This is a genomic window from Allobosea sp. TAF32, from assembly GCF_052113585.1.
Lineage (GTDB): Bacteria > Pseudomonadota > Alphaproteobacteria > Rhizobiales > Beijerinckiaceae > Allobosea.
In genome coordinates this window covers 55,383-77,447 of record NZ_JBFRDM010000004.1, presented here as the reverse complement: position 1 = coordinate 77,447, position 22,065 = coordinate 55,383, and the positions used below count along the sequence as shown (strand labels likewise).

Annotated in this window: 14 protein-coding genes; 8 read left to right on the top strand and 6 right to left on the bottom strand. The window is 61.8% G+C overall.

Annotation, left to right across the window (positions count from 1 at the left end):
• Nucleotides 1-6: 6 nt before the first annotated feature.
• Entirely contained in the window at nt 7-1,350 is a 1,344-nt protein-coding gene (locus AB4Z16_RS10360; RefSeq protein ID WP_441511262.1) for a glycosyltransferase, read from the bottom strand.
• Between the two features lie 18 nt (nt 1,351-1,368).
• On the bottom strand, nt 1,369-2,754 hold the full coding sequence (locus AB4Z16_RS10355) for an exopolysaccharide biosynthesis polyprenyl glycosylphosphotransferase (RefSeq protein ID WP_441511261.1): 1,386 nt from the start codon (nt 2,752-2,754) through the stop codon (nt 1,369-1,371).
• A gap of 555 nt (nt 2,755-3,309) precedes the next feature.
• Between AB4Z16_RS10355 and AB4Z16_RS10350 the strand changes: the two genes are divergently transcribed.
• The 7 genes from AB4Z16_RS10350 to AB4Z16_RS10320 all read left to right on the top strand — a co-directional run bounded on the left by AB4Z16_RS10350 (nt 3,310) and on the right by AB4Z16_RS10320 (nt 14,816).
• Nucleotides 3,310-4,020 (top strand): WecB/TagA/CpsF family glycosyltransferase, encoded by a 711-nt coding sequence (locus AB4Z16_RS10350; protein ID WP_441511260.1) that lies wholly within the window; start codon nt 3,310-3,312, stop codon nt 4,018-4,020.
• A gap of 12 nt (nt 4,021-4,032) precedes the next feature.
• Nucleotides 4,033-5,289, top strand: coding sequence for a non-hydrolyzing UDP-N-acetylglucosamine 2-epimerase (gene wecB, locus AB4Z16_RS10345; RefSeq protein WP_441511259.1), 1,257 nt, complete (start codon nt 4,033-4,035; stop codon nt 5,287-5,289).
• The gene (locus tag AB4Z16_RS10340; RefSeq protein WP_441511258.1) at nt 5,286-6,476 is read left to right on the top strand and encodes a glycosyltransferase family 2 protein; all 1,191 of its coding nucleotides are present in this window, start codon (nt 5,286-5,288) and stop codon (nt 6,474-6,476) included. Before wecB ends, AB4Z16_RS10340 begins: the two co-directional genes overlap by 4 nt.
• Before the next feature lie 50 nt (nt 6,477-6,526).
• Entirely contained in the window at nt 6,527-7,513 is a 987-nt protein-coding gene (locus AB4Z16_RS10335) for a hypothetical protein (protein WP_441511257.1), read from the top strand.
• A gap of 667 nt (nt 7,514-8,180) precedes the next feature.
• The gene (locus AB4Z16_RS10330; protein ID WP_441511256.1) at nt 8,181-10,397 is read left to right on the top strand and encodes a hypothetical protein; all 2,217 of its coding nucleotides are present in this window, start codon (nt 8,181-8,183) and stop codon (nt 10,395-10,397) included.
• A 236-nt stretch (nt 10,398-10,633) separates the two neighbouring features.
• The gene (locus tag AB4Z16_RS10325; protein WP_441511255.1) at nt 10,634-12,880 is read left to right on the top strand and encodes a type I secretion system permease/ATPase; all 2,247 of its coding nucleotides are present in this window, start codon (nt 10,634-10,636) and stop codon (nt 12,878-12,880) included.
• A gap of 37 nt (nt 12,881-12,917) precedes the next feature.
• Nucleotides 12,918-14,816, top strand: coding sequence for an HlyD family type I secretion periplasmic adaptor subunit (locus AB4Z16_RS10320; RefSeq protein WP_441511254.1), 1,899 nt, complete (start codon nt 12,918-12,920; stop codon nt 14,814-14,816).
• Between the two features lie 83 nt (nt 14,817-14,899).
• On the opposite strand, the gene AB4Z16_RS10315 is transcribed toward AB4Z16_RS10320, so the two are convergent.
• From AB4Z16_RS10315 to AB4Z16_RS10300, 4 genes are all read right to left on the bottom strand, one after another.
• Nucleotides 14,900-15,508: a sigma-70 family RNA polymerase sigma factor gene (locus AB4Z16_RS10315; protein WP_441511253.1), complete on the bottom strand. Its 609-nt coding sequence runs from the start codon at nt 15,506-15,508 to the stop codon at nt 14,900-14,902.
• Nucleotides 15,509-15,605: 97 nt separating this feature from the next.
• Nucleotides 15,606-16,892, bottom strand: coding sequence for a polysaccharide biosynthesis/export family protein (locus tag AB4Z16_RS10310; protein WP_441511252.1), 1,287 nt, complete (start codon nt 16,890-16,892; stop codon nt 15,606-15,608).
• Nucleotides 16,893-16,909: 17 nt separating this feature from the next.
• Nucleotides 16,910-18,493, bottom strand: a complete 1,584-nt coding sequence (locus AB4Z16_RS10305; protein ID WP_441511251.1) for a Wzz/FepE/Etk N-terminal domain-containing protein — start codon at nt 18,491-18,493, stop codon at nt 16,910-16,912.
• A gap of 123 nt (nt 18,494-18,616) precedes the next feature.
• Nucleotides 18,617-19,330 carry a DUF3102 domain-containing protein gene (locus AB4Z16_RS10300; protein ID WP_441511250.1) on the bottom strand — a complete coding sequence of 238 codons (714 nt, stop codon included), beginning with the start codon at nt 19,328-19,330 and terminating at the stop codon, nt 18,617-18,619.
• An 842-nt stretch (nt 19,331-20,172) separates the two neighbouring features.
• Here AB4Z16_RS10300 and AB4Z16_RS10295 point away from each other — a divergent pair.
• Nucleotides 20,173-21,657 carry a lipopolysaccharide biosynthesis protein gene (locus tag AB4Z16_RS10295; protein WP_441511249.1) on the top strand — a complete coding sequence of 495 codons (1,485 nt, stop codon included), beginning with the start codon at nt 20,173-20,175 and terminating at the stop codon, nt 21,655-21,657.
• Nucleotides 21,658-22,065 lie beyond the last annotated feature (408 nt).

Below are 22,065 nucleotides of genomic sequence, written 5' to 3'. Positions count from 1 at the left end.
GCGTGATCACCCATTCGCGCAGGCCGAGTGGCCGGGGCGAAGCGTGACCACGTTGTCAGCTCTCGCTCCATGACCCTCGGCGGTCGCCGCTTCATAGGCGCTCGCGGGCTCATCGACCTCGTCTGCCCCGTCAATCGGCGCCGGATCAAACGCCTTCGCCCTGAAGAGAGCTGCCAGCTTCCGGCATTCCTGGACGATGTCGTGCTGCTCGAGCACGCGCTTTCGCCCGGCCGAGCCCATGGTCTTCACGAGTGTGTCGGGAGCCATCAGACATTGCCTGATCGCGCCCGCGAGTTGATCGATATTTCCGGCCGGCACGAGCCAGCCGCAGGCCTGCTCCGTGACCAGCTCGGGAATGCCGGCGACATAGGTCGTGATGACCGGGCGGCCGAGCGCCAGCGCTTCCATCAGGACCACCGGCAATCCCTCGGCGAAGCTCGGCAGAACCAGCGCCCTCGCCTCGCGTATCGCGGCGCGGACCTGGGCGTTGCTCATCCAGCCCGCCAGCACGACCTGCTTGTCCAGCCCGAGTTCCCGGATGCTTCGCTCCAGTTGCGGCCGCAGCGGACCGTCTCCGGCCATGGTCAGCCTGAACGGCACGCCCTCGCGCGCCAGGACCGCAAGGGCATGGAGCAAAACCAGTTGCCCCTTCTGTTCGCTCAGGCGGCCGACCGTCACCAGCTGCGATTTCGGAACGATTTTGAGCGGCTGCATGTCCAGGAAATCGGCGTCCAGCCCGCAACGCACCAGCTTGATCTTCGACCACTCCTCCGGGGGGATCCAACGGCAAAGCTGGCTTCCCGTAAACGAGCTCACGACACAGACGAATGCGGCATGCTTCACCTTGGCGGGCAAGCCAAGATATTCGGGCCTGTCGAACTCATCCGGGCCATGTATTGTGAAACTGTAGGGCACGCCGGTGAGAATATGGCAGAGCATGGCGACTTCCGCGCCATTCGTTCCGAAATGCGCGTGGACGTGCTGAATGTTCTCCTGCAGCACCCATCGCGCGAGGACCAGCGCTTCGGCAAGATAGGCGAGGTGCAGAGGTGCCGGGCGACTTGAGCGCCGCATCATTTTCAATGCAGCCCAAGTGGCTTTTGCCAGAGCTTTTGGCCTCTGCACCAAGGCGTCGGCAAAGGCGGCGGCGAACTTGGCGCGGTTGCCGTCGAAGATGTAGCGCGTGCGACCCTTCTCGCTAACGTCGTCCGGATCGACCAGCTTGCGGCCACTATTGCGAAGCGAGACGCGGAGAACGGAGATCCCGTTCTTCTCGAGCTCGACGATCTCGCGCCGAATGAAAGTGTGCGAGACCGCGGGATATTCAGATACGAAGTAACAGATCCGCATCGACGCTTCCCTTGTCGCTCAATATGCGTTGGTGTACGCGCGCTTCGATATGACGGTCAGGACCATGATCTTCAGATCAAAGAAGAATGACCAGTTATCGACGTAGTAGAGATCGTGTTCGATCCGATTCTGCATCTTCTCGAACGTATCGGTCTCGCCGCGAAGGCCGTTGACCTGAGCCCAGCCGGTGATCCCCGGCTTGACGTTATGCCGGCGGAACATTCTACGGATCTGGTCTGCAAACATGTGATTATGGGCAACGGCATGCGGCCGCGGCCCGACGATGGACATCTCGCCCCTGAGGACATTCAACAGCTGAGGCAGCTCGTCGATGTTCGTCCGCCGCAGCACCCGTCCGATGCGGGTTACGCGGGGATCGTTCCGGACGGCCTGACGAAACTCGTTGGTCGCGTCGTCCAAAGTCGTCATGCTGCGGAACTTCAAAACCAGAATCGGCTCATTGTTGAAACCCAGACGAGTCTGCCGAAAGAGCACCGGGCCCCGCGAGTCGAGCTTTATCAAGGTTGCGATGACAACGAAGAGCGGCCACAGGAGGGTCAGTGCCGAGGCGGCGACGATGATATCGAAACTGCGCTTCAGCAGCCGATCCCGCAACGAGCATGGCCCGCAGAACAATTCGAGCACCCGCTGCTGACCATAGTGTCCGATGCGGCTGCGGCGCATGAGCTCGGCCAATTCCACCGGCAAGAGCTGGATGCGTACTGGAAGCTCCGACAGCGCCCCAACGGTGCCGGCGACAACCTCCATATTGTCCGAGCCGAACAGAATGAGCACCGCGTCGATAGGCAACGCCCGGCATTCGCGCCGGATCTCCGAGAGCTGCTCCTCCAGGGAAGCATTGCCACCCGCCTGCCCGGACGCCGAGGGAAAGTCGTACCACCGCAGGATATGCTCGTGCCGTGCCGCCAGCCGCGCGCGAATATCGCCTACGGCCTGTGCGCCGGGCATGATCAAGACGACCATACTTTCCCGGCGCCATTGCCCGCGCCGGCGCACATGATCAATGACTTGCCAGAGAACCGCTCTGATCGCGATCTGGCCCAGCAACGCGGCCACCAGCTGCGCGAGGAACGTGCCGCGAGAATAGTCGTCGAGATTGTCGGTCACGTAGCCGATCGTCAGCAAGATGACGAATGAAAGACCGATAGCGGCGCCGCCCCGCGAACGGCTGTGCTCGTTCCATTCCGGGCCGAGCAGATCATACTGGTTGTCGGCGAGACACAGGGCGACGTACAGCGCTCCCGCCGCGACGGAAGCCAGGGCATATTCGGCCCGGAAGAAGATCACGCCGTAGACAGCCGCCGAATACGCGACGAATGCGCCATAGGCGCAAGCAACGACCACGACCATCTCGAGGCCGGCCACCACCACGGTCCAAAACACCTGCGTCCTGTGATTGAGCGCAGTTGCGGAATGATGCTGGGTTCCGGGAGAAACAACATTTGTTGACATTGGCTCGCCAAACGCTCCCGCAGTTTTCCAAAGCCTCTCGACGCCCGCACAAGCTCAATGCGGGCGAGAGGCGCGGGTTCTTTACGTTCGGTGAAGTTTGGTCTTCGCACGAGATCGTGAGCGTAATCGCCGACCAAAAGCGCAACCGGTTGCGCATTTGACCGACCCAATTCGATGCATGACGCAACGTCATCATTCCCGCTTTCTTGGCGATAAGCCAGATCATCCGCGCCAGCGGCAAGTGGCTCGCGGCGAACAAATCACCGACTCCGACCGTTAGCTATTCAGACGGCGTGCAGCGCAAATGCGCGACGCCCCCCCGCCGCGAAGGCTGGTGATTCAGCCATTGCCTTCGCTTGAGCACTTTTGCCTGAGGGATTTTCCATGCCGTCAGACACAGCTCAGCTTGCCTCACCTGAAGCAATACCTCCCGACCGGACGCAGATTCTGAATGGTCGCTTCGACAAGCTCTCCACGGAGCAGACCGTGGAAGAACTCATTCGGGCCATCCAGGCGGGAGAGCGCGGCGTCCTGGCGACGGTGAACGTCGCGATCCTGATGATGATGCGATCGAACGCGCGGCTGCAGCGCTTCGTCGATTCATCGCGCTGGACGGTCGCCGACGGACAGCCGCTCGTCTGGGCCTCGCATCTCTGGCAACAGCCTTTGCCTGAGCGCGTAACCGGTATCGACCTGATCGACCAACTCTGTGCACGCGCCGCGCAGGAGCGGATCGGCGTCTATTTTCTCGGCGCCGAGAACAGCACAGTGCGCGCGACGGTCGAGGCGCTGCAGAACCGGCATCGCAGCCTCGATGTCCGCGGCTATGCCGATGGCTATTTCGGGCCCGAGCAGGCCGAGGCCCGCGCGAAAGCCGTGGCGGAAAGCGGAGCCGGGCTTCTCTTCGTCGCGATGGGCGTGCCGCGACAGGAATGTTTCATCGAGGAGCAGTGGGACAATCTCGGCGCCCGGATCGTCATAGGGGTCGGCGGCAGCTTCGATGTCATCGCCGGCCTGCGAAAACGGGCGCCCGCCTTCGTCCAGCGCATCGGGCTCGAATGGGCGTATCGACTCGCCCAGGAACCCCGCCGGCTGTTCAGGCGCTATCTGGTCACGAACTCCCAGTTCCTCGGCCTGATTTCCTGGAGCGCGATCGCCCAGGCTTCCCATTTCCGGCGCGTGACCCCGCGACCCTAAACGAGGGCTGAGATGGCTTCCCGCAAACGCATTCTTGTCGTGATGGGCACCCGACCCGAGGCAATCAAGCTTGCCCCCCTGATCCTGACGGCGCGAGCCGACGCCGAGCGCTTTGAGATGCTGGCGGTGCGCACCAGCCAGCACAAGGAAATGCTCGATCAGGTCGTGGCCTATTTCGACCTGCCGATTCTCGCCGACCTCAACGTCATGCGCAAAGATCAAAACCTGGCGCATATCACGATGGCTGCGCTGGAAGGGCTGCAACGGGTGATCTCGGAGGTCCGACCCGATGTCGTCGTCGTACAGGGCGACACGACGACAAGCTTCGTCGGCGCACTGGCCGCATTCTATGAGAATGTTCCCGTCGCGCATGTCGAAGCCGGGCTGCGAACCTACGACAAGCAGGCCCCTTTCCCCGAGGAAGTCTATCGCCGCCTAACGAGCGTCATCGCCGACTATCATTTCGCTCCGACCGAAACGGCAAGGTACAACCTGCTGAAGGAGAATGTTCCGGCAGAGACGATATGGGTCACCGGAAACACCGCGATCGATGCGTTGCTGCTGACTCTCTCGAAGTCGGCCCCTACGCTGGCGCGCGCGTCCTCGCCGACCTTGCTTCTGACGACGCATCGCCGCGAGAACCATGGCGAGCCGATGCAGCGCATCTGCGAGGCCGTGCTCATCCTGCTCGAGCGTTTCCCGAATTTGCGCGTGGTCTGCCCCGTGCACCTCAGTCCGCGCGTGCGCCAGGTCGTGGAGCCGATGCTGGGCTCGCACGCACGCGTCTCGCTCATCGAGCCGCTTGCCTACGAACAGTTCGTGCTCGCGATGAACAGCGCCCACATCATCCTTTCGGATTCCGGTGGCGTTCAGGAAGAGGCGCCGGCTCTTGGCAAGCCCGTCCTGGTCCTCAGGGACACCACTGAGCGTCCGGAGGCTGTCGAAGCCGGCACTGCGCGCCTTGTCGGCACCGAGGTCCATACAATCGTCTCGGCCTGCGAGGAACTGCTTACCGACCCCGAGGCGTATCGCGCGATGGCGCAGGCCAAGAACCCGTTCGGCGACGGCCACGCTTCCGAACAGATCCTTGACGTCCTGGCCAGGTCGCTGGGCGGCACCGAACGCCGCGGCAAGGCCGATCCGACAAAAGCACTCGCGAACCTCCCGCGCGATCGAAGCGTGCCTGCCGAAGCAATCCTCCAAGCGGCACTCGCAGCGGAGGCGACGGCACGGATGCCAGCGAACGTTCCGGGGCCAGGGTCATCATGACGGCCGTGATCGGAACGGTCACCTTCGCATTGGTCATACTGGGTCTCCTGATCGCGATCGCCGTCGCTTTTCTCGCTATGCAGATTGGCGCGGCACTCCTGCCGACGCGGCGGTTGGCGGCAGCGCTCTCGACGCCCTGCCCACGCTTCGCGATCATCATGCCCGCCCATAATGAAGAAGCGATCATCGCGCACTCGATCGCTTCGATCATGCCTCAATTGCCCCCGGTCGGGCGCCTGCTGGTGGTGGCCGACAACTGCTCCGACGACACCGCGCAGGCGGCGGCGCGCGCAGGCGCAGATGTGACGATCCGCCGGGACACGACGCGGATCGGAAAAGGCTATGCCCTCGATCACGGTGTCCGGGCGCTCGGCTCCGATCCGCCGCAGATCATCGTCATCATCGACGCCGATTGCGAAGTGATGCCCGGCGCGCTCGAAACCCTGGCCAAGCAATGCGCTGCGACGGGGCGCCCGGCCCAGGCGCGATACTCGATGCTGGCGCCTCCATCGCCAAGCCCGGCGGACAAGGTTTCGCGGCTGGCCTGGACGATCAAGACCTTCGTGCGGCCATTGGGCTCCGCGCGTCTGGGGTGGCCGTGCCAGCTGATGGGCTCGGGGATGGCGCTGCCCTTCTCCCTCGCCAGCCAGCTCGAGCTCGCAACGGGGCATCTCGCGGAAGATCAGAAATTCGGTGCCGAGCTTGCCATTGTGGGAAAGCCGCCATCCTTTTGCCCCGACGCGCAGATCGTCAGCCAGCTTCCCCAGGGCGAGACCGGAAAGCGCCAGCAACGCACGCGATGGGAGCATGGCCATCTTGCGATCATCGGAGAGTTCTTTTTTCCGCTGATCCGGCACTCAATATCAAAGGGCAGCCTGAATCTGTTCGCCTTCACGCTCGACCTCTGCATTCCGCCGCTGACGCTGCTGGCGTTGTCAATCGTGGTGATGTGGGGCCTGAGCCTGTCATGGTTCGTCATGACGGGGGCTGCGAGCCCGCTTGTCGTCGCCTCGAGCGCGCTCGCCTGCTTCGCAGGGGTCATCGGCGTCGCGTGGTGGCGTTTCGCACAGGAGATCATTTCCTGGCGTGAGCTGGCGGCGGCGCCAGCCTATTGCCTGCGCAAGCTTCCATCGCTCATCCGCTTCTTCGTCAATCGCCAGATCAATTGGGTCCGGACGGAGCGATGAAGGCGTACCGCCGCCTGGATACGGGGGCGTTTTTTTGAGGCAGTCGGTCGATGGGATCGTATCGCATATCGCAAAGCCTGCGAGCTCTGCCCTTCCCGGTTCTGGCCCTGCTCGCCTGCCCATTCGCGATCGCTGTCGCCGCATGCTGGTCATCCGCTTCAGCAGACGACACACGGATCGCCCTCGGCGACAGACCGGGTGGTCAGTTCACCCTCGGCCAACGGCCATTCGCGGCCAGTTCGTCGTGGAACACGCCCATCGCACCGAACGCCACTTTCGAAGCGATCGATTGGCCAATGGGCGCCCGCTTCGGCGTCGCCTGGAGCAGCTATTCTCCCGCCATTCATGTGAGCTCAGCATCGGACCCCGTTGTCTCCGTCGAGCATCCAGCAAGCTGGGGGCTCCCCGCCGGCACCCTCAAGATCCGCATTCCCGCGTATGCGGATGGCGCGCCGGGGACAGACGGAGAATTGCTGGTGATCGACGGCGACACCGTTCATAACTTCTGGCAATTCAAGCGGTCGGGCCCCGAGACGGCGGCGGCTCAGTCCTACGCCGCAACGAACCTCGTCACCGGAGACGGCTGGGGGCGCAGGTCGCCCTTCCTGGGCGCCGGCATCGTGGCCACCGGATCGAGCCAGCTCGCCGGCCTGTTGGTCGAGGCGGAAACCGATCGCGGCGATATCCAGCATGCGCTGCAGATTGCGATCGATGCGACCTATGCGAGACCGGGCAGCGTCGGCGAGGCGATCAATGGCGACGGCAGAAACCCGGACGGTCTGGTCCAGGAAGGAGAGCGCCTGGGCATTCCAACCGGCGTTGCGATGCCGCGAGGCCTGTCGCCTCTCGGGCAAAAAGTCTTTCGCGCCTATCAAGTGTACGGTGCATTCGTGATCGACGTGGCCGGAGGCGTCACCAATTTGCGCGCCCAGGCAAATGGCTACGACCGGATGACGATCGTCGCGCTGCAGCAGGATCTCGCCCGGATCTCCCCGCTGCTTCAGCGCCTGGGGCAGCGGCGCCAGGGAAATCCGTGACCTCCGGATGACCGCAAGCCAAGGCCCGCTCGAAACGAGCGCCCTGAGAGCATTGCATCAAACGCATAGCTGTCAAACACTCGCGCTTGAGACTTGCGCCCCGCGCATCTCATGTCCATTGTGATTATCGGGAGAATCGTTGATTCTATAGAGCGTTCAGCCAAAGAAGCGGATCATATAGTTAAGATATCCCCAGATTTTTGTGCCCAAACAATTTCATTTTGGCATCACATTCCAAACACGATATCTGGCCACGTTCGCTGGTGGATGGGCCTTTGATTCGCCACCAGATATGGCGATGACCCGTCATCCGACCGCTAATCGCGCGGCGTGCCTGTCTATTTCGCTGCGTTTCCATGGAACGGCGAGGACTACCCGGCTGGCCTACTAATTCCGCTCCCGTTCCTTTCTATATAAAACTAAGGAAAATAGGCTTATGACCTCACTCGAAACTCGGCCATTTACTGCGTCTTCGAGTTGGAATACACAAGTTGCTAGTGACGCAACATTCACAAAACTCAATTGGCCCGGATCAACTGGATACAATTACGGCGCCGCCTGGAGCAGTTACTCACCTTCGGTTTATGTTGCTTCATCTTCCGATCCACTTGTCCAGGTCACGTATCCACCGGGATGGGGATATCCTGGCGGCACCATCAGCATTCACATGCCGGCGGCCGCGAACGGCGCCGCGGGTACCGATGGCGAACTGATCGTCATCGACGGTGACGTTGCGTATAACTTCTGGCAGTTCAAAAGGACGAGTAACACGACCGGTTCGGCCGCTTCGTTCGGGGCCGAAAACGTCGTCACCGGTGACGGGTGGGGCAGCAAGTCGCCCTTCCTCGGCGCGGGCATCACGGCTGTCGGCGCGAGCCAGCTCGGCGGCCTTATCGTGAAGGACGAGACCAACGATGGATCGATCGATCACGCGCTGCAGCTCGCGGTCGACTTCGGCCTCGCCAAGCCCGGCGCTGTCGGCCAGGCCATCTCCAGCGACGGCAGCAACGCTTCGGGCATCGTCCAGGAAGGGCAACACCTCGCGATTCCGCCGGGTACGCCGATGCCGGCTGGCCTCTCCGCACTTGGCCAGCAAGTCTTCAAGGCCATGCAGCAGTACGGCGCCTATGTCGTCGACGTAGCCGGCGGCACGACCAACGTCCGTATGCAGGCCAACGCCTTCGACGAGGCAACACACTCTGCGTTGTTGAAGGACGTGCAGAGCATCACGCCGTTGCTGCAAGCCGTGAGTGGTGGCACGCCGGGCTCGGGAAATCCGGGGACCAATCCTACCAATCCGACGAACCCGACGAACCCGACCAACCCCACTACCCCAACCAACCCGACAACCCCGACCACGCCCGCAGCCGACACGACTGCGCCGACGGTGCAGTGGGTTGCGGCCAACGGGACGGGGGTCACGAATGGTACCGGCACGGTCAAAGCCGGTGACACCGTGAGCCTTACGCTGAAATTCAGCGAGTTGGTCAACGTCAGCGGCACGCCGACCTTGTCGCTGAACAGCAACGGTACCGCCAAGTATGTGGGTGGTTCCGGCACCGACACCTTGCGGTTCGACTACACTGTTGCCGCGGGCGAGAATGCCGCCGATCTTGAGATCAGTGGTTTCAACCTGTCGGGGGTGAAGGACCTGGCCGGCAATGTTGCCAATGTCGCCTACGCACCGCATCAGCCTGCCGGAACGCTGGCTGTCCAGACCCAGGCGCCGATCGACCCCACGCCCCCGGTAAACCCAACGACGCCGGTCACCCCCACGACTCCGGCCGATACAACGAAGCCCAAGGTGCAGTGGATCGCCGCCAACGGCTCCGGTCTCACCAACGGCAACGGGACGGTTCGCGCCGGCGACACCGTTCGGTTGTCGGTCAACTTCAACGAGGCGATGACCGTCAACGGCACGCCGACCTTGTCGTTGAACAGTAACGGCACCGCCAAGTACGTCAGTGGCTCCGGCACCAACACCTTGCAGTTCGACTACACGGTGGGTGCCGGCCAGAAGGCCTCGGACCTCGCGGTCACCGGCTACAATCTGGGCGGCGTCACGGATCAGGCAGGCAATAGCGTCAACCTCTCCGGTGCGCCACTTCAGCCCGCCGGAACGCTTGTCGTCAGCGCGACGTCGTCGGCCGATACCACCAAGCCAAAGGTCCAGTGGATCGCGGCCAACGGATCCGGTCTCACCAACGGAAACGGCACCGTTCGCTCTGGCGACACCGTGTATTTTTCGGTCAACTTCAACGAAGTGGTCACCGTCAACGGTACGCCGACCCTGTCGCTGAACAGCAACGGCACCGCCAAATACGTCAGCGGCGCCGGCACCAACACCCTGCAGTTCAGCTACAAGGTGGGAGCCGGTGAGAAGGCCTCCGACCTTGCGGTGACCAAGTACAACCTGGGTGGTGTTGCGGATAAGGCAGGCAATAGCGTCAACCTCTCCGGTGCGCCACTTCAGCCCGCCGGAACGCTTGTCGTCAGCACGACGTCGGCCAGTCAACGGACGACAGCGCTCACCTCGTCGGCGACCGCTCTTGCGGCCCCTGCGACGGTGGCGTCCACTGTCGACCCGTCCGCGACCGCTTCGTCGTCGGCTTTGCCGACGACATCGGACGCTTCACTTGGCAACACCAGCCAGGCGAATCTGACGGACCTGACGTTCGGCAGCCGCAAGACGGTTGGCTTCCCCGGCTTCCAGGACAATGGTGCAAGCGCTGCACCGTCCGACAGCTCGGTGACGCCGAAGCTTGCCCTGTTGAGTCAGTACGCGGCCTCCAGCTTCGCCGCGCCTTCGGCGACGTCCACCGCTGCTCAGATGCAGGGATGGTTGAACAACGTCGCCCAGACGCTCGCGAAGTCACACGCGTAATGCATCGGCCCGAAAGGTGGGTTTCCCACCTTTCGGGCATCCGACGCGTCAAGACTGACGCCGTGCGTCCGCAAGGGCGCACGGCGATCCAAGACGACGATCCAAGTCAGCGAAACACCGAATTCTGGCGTCTTCGTATCAACGCGGCATGAGAGCGTTTTGACGCTCGTCGTAGTGTGCACGTGGGCAACTCCCCGCGCGCATGCGTCAAACGATTTATACGCGGGACAAAAAGCTTGAAAAAGCCCGATAACGATACCCTTCCGTTGCCTGATGGCGGCCTGGCCGCGCTCATGTTCATCCTGAGCAGTCAGGGCGTGAGCGTAACCCCGGAGCAGATCCAGCATCAGTTTCCAGGTCGCCGCATCGGCGTCACGGAGATGATCCGCTGCGCCAAGAGCCTGGGCCTCAAGGCCCGCTCCATAACGACGAATTGGGAGCGCCTGGCGCATACGCCGCTCCCCGTGATTGCCGCCATGCGCGACGGGAGCTTCCTGCTGCTCGGACGCTGCGGCGAAGACAGCATCCTCGTCCAGGCGCCGAACGCGCCGCGGCCGAGCATGATGTCTCGGGCCGAGCTGGAAGCGGCCTGGGACGGCCGGCTCGTGCTGATGACGAAGCGGGCTTCGCTGACCGATCTCGCCCGCCGTTTCGACGTCACATGGTTCATGGGCGCCATCCACAAGTACCGGTGGCTCCTCACCGAAGTTCTGGTGGCGTCGTTCTTCCTCCAACTCTTCGGCCTGATCTCGCCGCTGTTCTTCCAAGTCGTCATCGACAAGGTTCTCGTGCATCGAAGCATGAGCACGCTGGACGTGCTCGCTTTCGGCCTCGTGGCGATCGCCGTGTTCGAGGTCGTCCTCGGCGCCTTGCGAACCTACCTGTTCTCCCACACCACGAACCGGATCGACGTCGAGCTCGGCGCGCGCCTGTTTCGTCACTTGCTGGCGCTGCCGATCGGCTATTTCCAGGCGAGACGCGTCGGCGACTCTGTCGCTCGCGTGCGCGAGCTCGAGAACATCCGTAACTTCCTCACCAGCTCGGGGCTGACGCTCGTCATCGATCTGTTCTTCACGGTCGTCTTCGTCGCCGCGCTGTTCTTCTATTCGCCGCAGCTGACCTGGATCGTGCTGGCGTCGCTACCCGTCTATGTCGCGATATCCGCGGGCGTGACGCCGCTCTTTCGTCGGTACCTCGACGAGAAATTCGCCCGTGGCGCGGAGAACCAGGCCTTTCTGGTCGAGAGCGTGACGGCAGTCGAAACGCTCAAGGCCATGGCGATCGAACCCCAGATGCAACAGCGCTGGGAGGAGCAGCTGGCGGCCTATGTCGCAGCAAGCTTCCGGGTGCTGAGCCTGGGTAACGTCGCCAGCGAGACCGTTCAGCTCGTCAGCAAGATCGTGACCGCAGCGATCCTGTATGTCGGCGCGAAGCTGGTCATCGGCGGCAGCCTTTCGGTCGGCGAGCTCATTGCGTTCAACCTGCTCGCCGGGCGCGTCAGCGGCCCCGTGCTGCGGCTGGCGCAAATCTGGCAGGAATTCCACCAGACGCGGCTGTCGATCGCCCGCCTCGGCGATATTCTCAACACCACGCCAGAGCCGGCCTACAACCCCAGCCGCACGGCCCTCCCCTCGGTCCGCGGCGACATCTCCTTCGAGCATGTCACGTTCCGTTACCGGATCGACGGGCCGGAGATTCTTCGCGACGTCAGCCTGAATATTCCGGCCGGGCAAATGATCGGCATCGTGGGCCCGTCCGGGTCAGGCAAGAGCACCTTGGCCAAGCTCGCCCAGCGGCTCTACGTGCCGGAAAGCGGCCGGGTTCTGGTCGACGGGGTCGATGTCGCCCAGATCGATCCTTCCTGGCTGCGCCGCCAGATCGGCATCGTCTTGCAAGACAATATCCTGTTCAACCGCTCGATCCGCGACAACATCGCCTTGGCCGACCCCTCCCTTCCGGCGGAAAAGGTGATCGAGGCCGCGACGCTGGCAGGCGCGCATGAGTTCATCCTCAAACTGCCGGAGGGCTACGACACGATCGTCGGCGAGCGCGGCGGCAGCCTGTCCGGCGGGCAGCGCCAACGCATCGCCATTGCCCGCGCCCTGGCGACCAATCCGCGCATCCTGATCTTCGATGAGGCAACCAGCGCGCTCGACTACGAGAGCGAGCACATCATCCAGCAGAACATGGCGCAGATCGCGCGCTCAAGGACGGTGCTCATTATCGCGCATCGCCTCTCCACCCTGCGGATGGCCGATCGCATCGTGACCATCGAAGGCGGCCGCCTGATCGAGGATGGCACGCATGAGACGCTGATGCGGACGGGCGGGCGCTACGCCACGCTACACCGCCTCCAGTCCGGACTGCCTGAGGCCGGAAGCCCGCCGGCGACGGCGAGCCACACGGCCGCTCGATCCGCGACCGCGAACACCATCGACTCGACCGCCCTTTCCGTAGCCCAGGGGACACATGCGGCGCGCTGATTTCCCGGAGGGAAGCAGCCGCGGCGAAGCAAACGCCATGCACGCGCTCACAAACGATCAATCTGGCCTTCTTGCCCTGGAGATGCTGCTGCGACTGCGCGGCGTCGCCGCCACGGTAGAAGAGCTTCGCCGCCATATCGGCAACGGAGCCGTCGGCATCGCCGAGATGCTGCGCGGTGCACGGGCCTATGGCTTCGCAGGGCGGTCCCAGTCCGTCACCTGGGACAAGCTGTCCGAACTTCCGCTGCCCTGCATCGCAGAGCTTCGCGGCGGCGGGTTCCTCCTGCTCGGCAAGGTGGGAGAGGAAAAGGCCGTCGTCGTGGCCTCAAACCTCACGGAGCCTACCCTGCTGACGCGGGCCGAATTTGAAGCCCAATGGGCCGGGCGTCTCGTCCTGCTGAAGCAGGCCGAGGCCGCTGCGGGTCTCACGCGCTTCGACAAGGCTGTCGCCATCCGGGCCAAACAGGCTCTGACGACGACGGCACAAGGCCTCGCGACCCGCTCGCAAGCCCTTCAGAAGGCCATTGTCGCACGATCCATGAATGAAAACCGTATGAGATCTCAGGAGCTGGCGTTCCTGCCCGCGGCGCTCGAGATCGTCGAAACCCCGCCTTCGCCTTTGGGACGCACCATCGGCCTGACCATCATCGCCGTCTTCGCCGTCGCGCTGGTGTGGGCCTGCATCGGTACGGTCGACATCGTCGCCGTTGCCCCCGGCAAGATCATACCCAGCGGCCGCACCAAAACGGTCCAGCCGTTCGAGACCGGCGTCGTTCGGGCGATCCGGGTCCATGACGGCCAGAGCGTCAAGGCGGGCGAGGTGCTGGTCGAGCTCGATACGACCACCTCCGATGCCGAGCTCGGACATCTGCAAAACGACCTGATGGCTGCACGCCTCGACATCGCCAGACTGCAGGCGGCGATCACCAACAAGGACGATCCGCTTTCGGCCTTCGCCCCGCCCGAGGACGCTCCGCCGGATCTGCTCCGGATGTACCGCGGTTTCCTCGTCAGCCAGAACGGCGAGCAAAAGGCCAAGCTCGCTGCCATCGACGGTCAGCTCGCGCAAAAGGGAGCCGAACGCGACACGATCCAGGCTTCCGTCGACAAGCTGAAGTCTACCATCGTGCCGCTCCAGCAGCGCGTCGAAATCCGCGAGCAGCTTTTCCAGAAGGAGCTTGGCTCCAAGGTGACTTACCTCACCGAACTGCAGGACCTCGTCGGCCAGCGCCAGGATATCCTCGTTCAGGAGAAGCGCGGCAACGAGACGAATGCTGCAGTCACCGCACTCATGGAGACACGCACGAAAACCATTGCCGAGTATGAGCGGACCCTTTTCGACGAGCTGACCAAAGCGCAGCAGAAGGCCGCGGGCCTCAAGCGGGATATCGTGAAGGCCGAGCAGCGCAAAAACCTGCAAAGGCTGACGGCACCTGTCGACGGCATCGTGCAGCAGCTCGCTATCCACACGATCGGCGGCGTGGTGACGCCTGCGCAGTCGCTGATGCTCGTCGTTCCGGCGGAAAGCCGGCTGGAAATCGAGGCGATGATCTCGAACCGGGATATCGGCTTTGTCAGCGCGGGCCAGGAGGCCGCGATCAAGATCGACACCTTCAATTTCACGCGCTACGGCCTGCTGCGAGGAACCATTCTCAACGTGTCGCAGGATGCCATCGCGCGCGACAAGATCCCCGACAGCTCAGCCGACAAGACGTCGGGCGCGAACACCGACAGCAGCGAGCCGCGCGGCCAGGAACTGCTCTATTCCGCGCGCGTCTCCCTCGACCGCACGCAATTGGCGATCGAGGACAAGCAGGTCAATCTGTCGCCCGGCATGGCCGTGACGGCGGAGATCAAGACCGGAAGGCGGCGGATCATCAGCTATCTGCTCTCGCCGCTCTCCCGCTACCAGCACGACAGCTTGCGCGAACGGTAAGCGCGCGGCGGTCTCGCACGGGTTCCGTGCGAGACCGCTCGGAGATCGTAAGGTACGGCGCCGGAGCCTCGATTCTCCGGCGTTCAGAAAAGCCACCGCGTGGAATCCATGCCCTGATGGCCGACCATGACCGCGCGGGTCTGACTGTCGGAACCGATCTCGGCTACGCTATCGATCGCAAGCAACGCCGCCAATCGCGAGCGAGCCCGGTTGATCCTGCTCTTGATGGTTCCGGTCGTGGTGCGGCAAAGCGTGGCCGTATCTTCGTAGGATAGCCCGGCAGCCCCGACCAGCAGAAGCGCCTCGCGCTGGTCGAACGGAATCTCTCTCAAAGCCGCGCAGAATTCCTGATATTCCAGCTGGCCTTCCTGTTCCGGCGCGGAGCGCAACGCCTCGGAATAGCACCCGTCAGCGTCCTCCACCTCATGGCGGCGGCGCCGGAGATCGGAGAGGTAGCAGTTTCGCAGGATCGTCGTCAGCCAGGCGCCAAGGTTCGTGCCCGGCCGAAAGGTGTCGATTTTGCTGATGGCGCGCAGCAGCGTTTCCTGAACCAGATCGTCGGATCGGTCAGCGCTGCGGCTGATGGACATCGCGTAGGCACGCAGCTGCGGCTCGAATGCCAGCATCTGCTGTTGAATCGAGAGCCCGTCACCTTCCCTCGTCTTCCCGTAGTCCTTGTCGCCGAAGGCCATCGTCGATCTCCCACTCACATCAGCGCACGCAACAATCCATGACTCAAAAGCAAAACGGGGCCGGGCGCACGGCTACGCAGATCGCGCAGCCGCGCTGCTATTGCTTGACCCGAGCAGGCACCATGATGTTGGTCTGTTCAGGCGCGCCTATACCCAGCCCGCTCGGAAGGATGCTCCTCTGAACCCTGAGCACGTCTCCGGGCAGCAGTTCGGTGCTCTCCTGCGCGTCAATCGTCTGCGCCTTCCCGTCCTGCATACGCACCACCGTCAGGCTGCGGGTTTCGACAGTGGCGTCGGAATTGCCGACCAGGGTCGGGATCGTCACCTGGGCCTCGACGAGAAGGCTCCGGTTGGTCTCGAACTTGACGCTGATGTCATCGAGATCCATCCGGACTTTCTGCACTTCGGCGGTCAAGGACGCATTCCGCTCGCTCTTCAGATCGAAGATCCTCTGATCGACCTGCGTGATGTTCTGGCGCGCCCGCAAGATCAGCGTCTGCAAGCCCTGCTCGTTCATGTCGAGCTGAGCCTGCATGCGTTCAAGATTCGTCAAGCGGCTGAGGGTCGACAGACCACGCCTGACCAGATCACGAACTTCCACGAGCTCCTTTTCAGCGCTTGCGTATTGAGCCTTGTTGGCTTGGATCTGGCGTTTGACTGCGTCGATCTCGCGTTCATACAGGTCGCGATTCTGCTCGAGGCTCTCGATCTGCGTCTTGAGTGCGTCGACGCGGATGTTCAAAAGAGAGCGCTCTTCGTCGATGAGTTGCCGCAGCCCGGTGTCGTTCTGCGACCGCATCATAAGATCCGGCGGAAACTGGATATCGGCCTTCATCACCAGTTCTGCGTTCAGGCGAGCCCGGCGCGCCGTCAGCTGCTGGTACCGCTTGACGAGAGTCCGCATTTCACCGGTTATGGTGATGCTGTCCCGATCGAGCCGCATGAGGCCGGGGTCGTTGAACCGCAGCCACCCACCGGAGAGGCTGACGACCTGCAGGACGGTCATCCCTGGTCGGAATGGATACTCACCCGGCTTCTGCACATCGCCCAGGACATAGACCGGCCGCGTCTCGAGAATTTCAACCGACGCGCCAGGCTTGTCGGAGATCCCCGCCCGCACGAAACGATCGGAAATCTGGTTCGCGATCTCGTTGGCCGAAAGGCCGTTGACCGGAATATCTCCAACGGGCGCGATGGAAATCGTACCGTTCGCGCGAACAGTGTATTCGCCGCTCAACTCAGGATATTGGAAGATCTTGATCTTGAGCTTGTCGTTAGCGCGAACGCTGTAATCAGATGTCGCACGGACTGCGCTTCCACTCACCACGCACAGAACCAGAGAAATTGATCCCGCGACATTAAGCCATGAACGGTTCCGCTTCATCGTAGCACCTTTCCGATTCATGATTGCCCCGCGACAGGCTCCGCTGGCATCGCCAGTCCGAAGAGGCCTCGTCGAATTGTCGTTGCTGCTTCCGCCTCCCAGAGCTTGTCCCCGAACTGTCCGATCATCCGATCGTCCATCATGTTCAGGACTGCTCCGATGAAGTCCGATGGCATGGCGCCCGATACCGCGAAGGCGCGCTGGACCTGCTCCATCTCTGTTTTACCCCATCTGATAACGAGCAGGATTCCGTCGAGGTCCTGCGCGGCCATGCGGAATTCGGCTCCGCGTTCAAGCGGCGGCAGGCTCACGATGATGAGGTCATAATCGGCCGAGAACTTTTGATTGCTATGCATCCACCAGTTCGCGGGCGCTTCGATGCTGTCCCAGGCCGCAGTCACAAGAACATCAGGGCCGCTTGCACGATTGCTCCGACGAGTACCGTCGCTCGGCCGCTCATTCGTCCCGGAAACAGGCACTCCGCCCGGCGACGGGGCCTGAGCGAGGGCGCGCGGCGTCTCGTTTCGATCGAGCTCCACAAGCAGCACTCTCCGCTGGCTGCGAGCCGCCATATGTGCGAGCTGCCTTGCAACCGTGGTCGCCCCCTCGTTCGCGACCGAAGACGCAATGCCGACGACGCGCGCCTTCGATGCTTCAATCGCGACCGTCATCCGGAGCAAAGTCTGATTCAGCAGCGGAACAGGCAGAAACGGATCCTCCCTCCCCTGCTCCTTCGTCGAGCGAGGCGACCGCGAAGCCGCCGAAGCACCGCATTTGAGCAAGGGGATCGCGCCGATGCATTCCAGGCCGAAATCCTCAACCTGCGCGGCGGTGCGGATCGTCTTGTCCTTGAAGTCCAGCAGCAGAGCCAGCATCGATCCGGCGACAAGTCCAACAATGAAGGCCCCGAGGATGACGAGGAGCTTGCGCGGTCCGCTCGGCCTGTCCGGAGCAAGGGCCCGCGTCATCACATAGACGCTGGGACCCAATCCCTGCAGGCGCTCCCGCAGCAGCGGCGACCTGCTGCCGTCCTGGTCCGCGCTGACCCGCGCCTGAAGCATGACCTGGCTGATGCCGTTCGCGATCCGCTCGGACTTCTCCGGGTCGGAAGTCGTTACGTTGACGAGGATGGTGTGGCTCGTTCCAATCCGCTTCAATTCGATGCGCTTGGTGAGCGCGTCGACGGCGAGTTCCTGTCTGTTGCGGCTTTCATCAGACGTCGCCGACGGCGCGCCGAACAGCCATTGCGCGATGCTTTGCAGGGACGTCGCTGGCGGAACGAATTCGGGATCCTCGGACAATTTCAGCGACTGCGCCACTTTGGTCAGCGTGCCGCGCGAGCGGATGATCTCGATCTCGTTCTCGACCTGTGTGAGATCGGCACGCCCCAGAAAAATGACCAGGTCCGGCCCCGGCTGGACTTCCTTCACGTAGATCAAAAGCTGCGTTGAAGCGGTATAATTCACCGGCCGGAGTAACGAAAAAAGCAGTCCGAGCACCGTTGAGAATACAACACAAGCAGCAACCAGCTTCCAGCGGCGACGGAGGCAATCTAAGCCGGACGGCATTAAAGATTGGCGCTCTCCAAAATAGACCGTCATTGGACTCCCGATCTCTATTCGTCTGCTGCCAATGCCCGCTCTCGGCTCGCTCGATACAGCGGCTATAGTGCCATCACCCTACTTCGGCACCGCAGGCAATTAACAAAAAGCACGCAACAATATTCACTGCAATTTGGCTGGCAGCGCCTCAAAGTTCTGAGGGGCGGGCGCGTTTGATAGTGTGAGCTCTACCCGTTCGGAATCCACGATCTGCGCAGCTCTCATCCAGACGAAAGCCCGGTTCCAAACCTCCCAACTCGTTTCTTCCATGATCGTCTCGTAGTCTTGCGGGCTGAGACGGCGAAGAATCAGCTCAGCTACCGCCCGTGCTCGATCGCCGCCGGCATTGCTGCGTTTCTCTTCAGTCGTCTTCAGAGTTTCAGGCTTGGAGAAGAACGACGAGGACATCCCTTCGCGTATCGAGCGATCGCCGGCGTCCGCCTTAGCCGTCGTCCTCGCATCCGAAGCCTGAGAATAGATTTCGTTGCGCGAGATGCGCTCGCCGTTCTCGAGCCGTTTCAGGATCGTACTACGGACCGCAGGTGGGATTTTCTTGGAAAGGTAGACGCGCAGCGTCGACGGAACCATCAGCGCGACGAGCTTCTCATCGGAATGCGCCTCACGCGCGAGCTTCATCAGGTCCTGCGCGGTTCTGATCTTGAACTCGCACGCCTTTTCGACCCACTTAACGAAGGCACCGTGAGGCATCTTTTCTTTAATGCTGAGTAGTTCACGCCCGATTTCCACAGCGTGTTCGGTCGCGGCCTTTCGAAGTTCCTTGATCCTCTGCGCGGTATCATGCAATTCCGTCGCCGAGATTTCTGCGCTCGATGCCACGATTACATCCTCACTACTCAACCCACGAGAGCAATGAGCTTACGCTTGGAGCAGTGCACAACGAAGCGAGCAAAGGGATTCCCGCCCGCACACATGAGGTAACCCTTCCGGATTACCTCAAAATTCGTCCGGCTTCTCTGAGACGCAGCCAAGGCATTGGACGAAGGCCATGAACGACTGCAGATCCGCTCCCCAAAATGACCACAGTCGCATTCCGGCCCGCTTCGGAGCCCCCAGAATGAGGCATGGATCAACGACGTTGCATTTTGGCTGATACGCGCAGTTCGCGGCGTCTGAGCCGAGCCGCCGTCTGTTCGCTTCGCGGACCTTCGGTTCGGCCACATCCGCAAGCGTCCAGGACCAGTGCGTGTTCAGGTCTTCTCCGTGGAAGCACCGTTCGCGGGATCAGGCACGACGATGGGTCAGCGCCGCCCCGCGGACGCACGACCGAAGCCAACATGCTGGCCAATGCCGGGACCTGCCCATCACTTTCTTGCTCGGCAGCCGCCATGCCGCTGATTGCACCAAAGGAGGCGGTCTACTCCGGCAAATACTTCCGCGCGCCCTTAGGCGCTGCGCCATGGCTCAAACGCGCAACGGGTTGCGCTTTTGCTCGGCGTGGGCTCCGACAACCGCCTTGTTGGCACAGATCGAAGCCCCCAAGCTCCCGGATTTCATCCGACAACGAGAAATGCTTCCAAGGCTGGGTGGTGGTCAGTCGTCCGGGCCGCAGAATCGCGCGTCGAAGCGACTCGCTCAGCCTGTGATCTCCGGAGAGTATTCGAACCCGATCACGCGCCACCGCGTTAAGCAAAGAGGGGCAATGGAGCCATCAATTCACCATGGAGAACCTTCGGGGAAAATCCATCCACGCCGGGCTCACAAAAATAATAGCCCAAATTGGACGAGTCATCATAAAAATACTGTCAACAATGGTGCTGGCGCGCCTGATTGCACCGAGCGACTATGGCTTGATCACCATGGTTGTGACTTTCACTGGCTTCTTAGGACTTTTCAGCAGCCTGGGGCTTTATCATGCTGCGATCCAGTGCGACTCGATCTCGGCGGATCAATCCTCGGCTCTTTTCTGGATAACCCTCCTCTTCGGCTTGATCCTTTTCGCCGTATGCGTCGCACTGGCCCCTGCTATCGCCTCCTTCTACGGCGACCCCAGACTTGTTGCTGCGACGATCATCATCGGAACTGGATTCATATTTTCGGGTGCCGGCATACAACATGGGGCGATGATTTCCAGGCAAATGCGCTACGGTAGAGTAGCGATAATTGAACTTACATCCGACCTGATCAGCGCAGCAGTGGCCATTTATTTCGCCTGGATCGGGTACGGGTATTTTGCTTTGGCATATATGATTGCTTTGCAGCCACTCATCGCAACTATTGGTGTGTGGTACAGCGCGAGATGGGTTCCCAAAATTCCGGGTATCGACGTGCATGTTACGATGATGTTGCGCTTCGGCAGGACCATGACGCTTACAAGCGCGATAACTTACTTCACCAGCAATTTGCAAAATGTCCTGATTGGAAAATTCTGGGGCGAAGAAGCGATAGGACTCTATGGACGCAGCAACTATTTAATATCGTTTCCAATAGATACTTTAAATAACGCCATAGGGGATGTCGCGTTCAATGCCTTGGCCCAAGTCAAGCGGGATCGCGCCCGCTTGCGGCGCTCATTCCTGCAAATCTATACATGTGTTGTTGCGTTGACGCTCCCGCTGACATTCGCTTGCGCGCTATTTGCGGACGATGTGATCGCGGTCCTCCTAGGCCCGAGATGGAGCGAAGTCGTGCCCATATTCAGGCTTTTGACGCCAACAGTGCTGGTTTTCGCAATCAACAACCCGATCGGATGGCTATTGAGCGCGCTTGGGATGGCTGAAAGAGGTTTGAAAATTGCGCTGGTCTCAGCCCCCCTGGTGCTGGCCGGGGTGATGATCGGACTACCTTACGGACCAGAGGGCGTCGCCTTGTCATACTCCGCCGTAATGATGCTGAAGGCCATTCCAATAGCCACTTGGGCACTGCGGGATACGGGAATTCACTTTCGGGATATCATGACGGGGCTGAGCGGCGCGCTTGTCGCGACTATCGCTGCCGGAATCCTATGCTACGTATTGGAAGCCGAATTATTGTCGTCAATGACGCCGCTCCTTCGACTGGCGATGCTGTCGCTGGTTTTTGCCGTAACTTACGTGCTCGTTTTGATGCGATCCGCGACGCACAGGGCGGTTTTTGCTGAAGTGCTGCAGGAAGCAAGAAATCTCGGTGTCGCTCCTCGAAAGTTTGGTTTCAAGCGCGCAGCTTGAACGGCAGGAAAGCGACTAGGGCGACCGAGTGCGCGCGCTCCGGGCCAGGCAGGGGGAAGAGTCCGAGCTTCTCGATTTCCAACTCAGCCGCGCGATCAACGCATCCGTGCTGCTGTTCGCAGCCCCTCCCGCGCGGAGACCGCTCTGGAACAGCGGCAATCGGCTGTCGTTATTTTTTTGAAGCTCAGGGGGACTGGAGCATGCGTCGCCAGGCAATGAGCCGCTCGCCAGATGCGACCCAAAATCCAAAGGCGCTGAACGCATCGAGGATGAGCACAGCAGCTCCAGCCGACCCCACACTGCGCCGACCAGCGACAGAACTCCCCCGATACCCCGGAACTCGGAATGATAAAAGCGCCAACCGCTCCTGCGGCTGGCTCGGACAAGACTGCACCGAATTCTAAACTG

Bases quoted from the DNA above. Each gene is read 5' to 3' on its own strand.
- AB4Z16_RS10360 (WP_441511262.1), bottom strand. From the start codon at position 1,350: ATGCGGATCTGTTACTTCGTATCTGAATATCCCGCGGTCTCGCACACT.
- wecB (WP_441511259.1), top strand. From the start codon at position 4,033: ATGGCTTCCCGCAAACGCATTCTTGTCGTGATGGGCACCCGACCCGAG.
- AB4Z16_RS10340 (WP_441511258.1), top strand. From the start codon at position 5,286: ATGACGGCCGTGATCGGAACGGTCACCTTCGCATTGGTCATACTGGGT.
- AB4Z16_RS10335 (WP_441511257.1), top strand. From the start codon at position 6,527: ATGGGATCGTATCGCATATCGCAAAGCCTGCGAGCTCTGCCCTTCCCG.
- AB4Z16_RS10330 (WP_441511256.1), top strand. From the start codon at position 8,181: ATGCCGGCGGCCGCGAACGGCGCCGCGGGTACCGATGGCGAACTGATC.
- AB4Z16_RS10320 (WP_441511254.1), top strand. From the start codon at position 12,918: ATGCACGCGCTCACAAACGATCAATCTGGCCTTCTTGCCCTGGAGATG.
- AB4Z16_RS10315 (WP_441511253.1), bottom strand. From the start codon at position 15,508: ATGGCCTTCGGCGACAAGGACTACGGGAAGACGAGGGAAGGTGACGGG.
- AB4Z16_RS10310 (WP_441511252.1), bottom strand. From the start codon at position 16,892: ATGAAGCGGAACCGTTCATGGCTTAATGTCGCGGGATCAATTTCTCTG.
- AB4Z16_RS10305 (WP_441511251.1), bottom strand. From the start codon at position 18,493: ATGACGGTCTATTTTGGAGAGCGCCAATCTTTAATGCCGTCCGGCTTA.
- AB4Z16_RS10295 (WP_441511249.1), top strand. From the start codon at position 20,173: ATGGAGAACCTTCGGGGAAAATCCATCCACGCCGGGCTCACAAAAATA.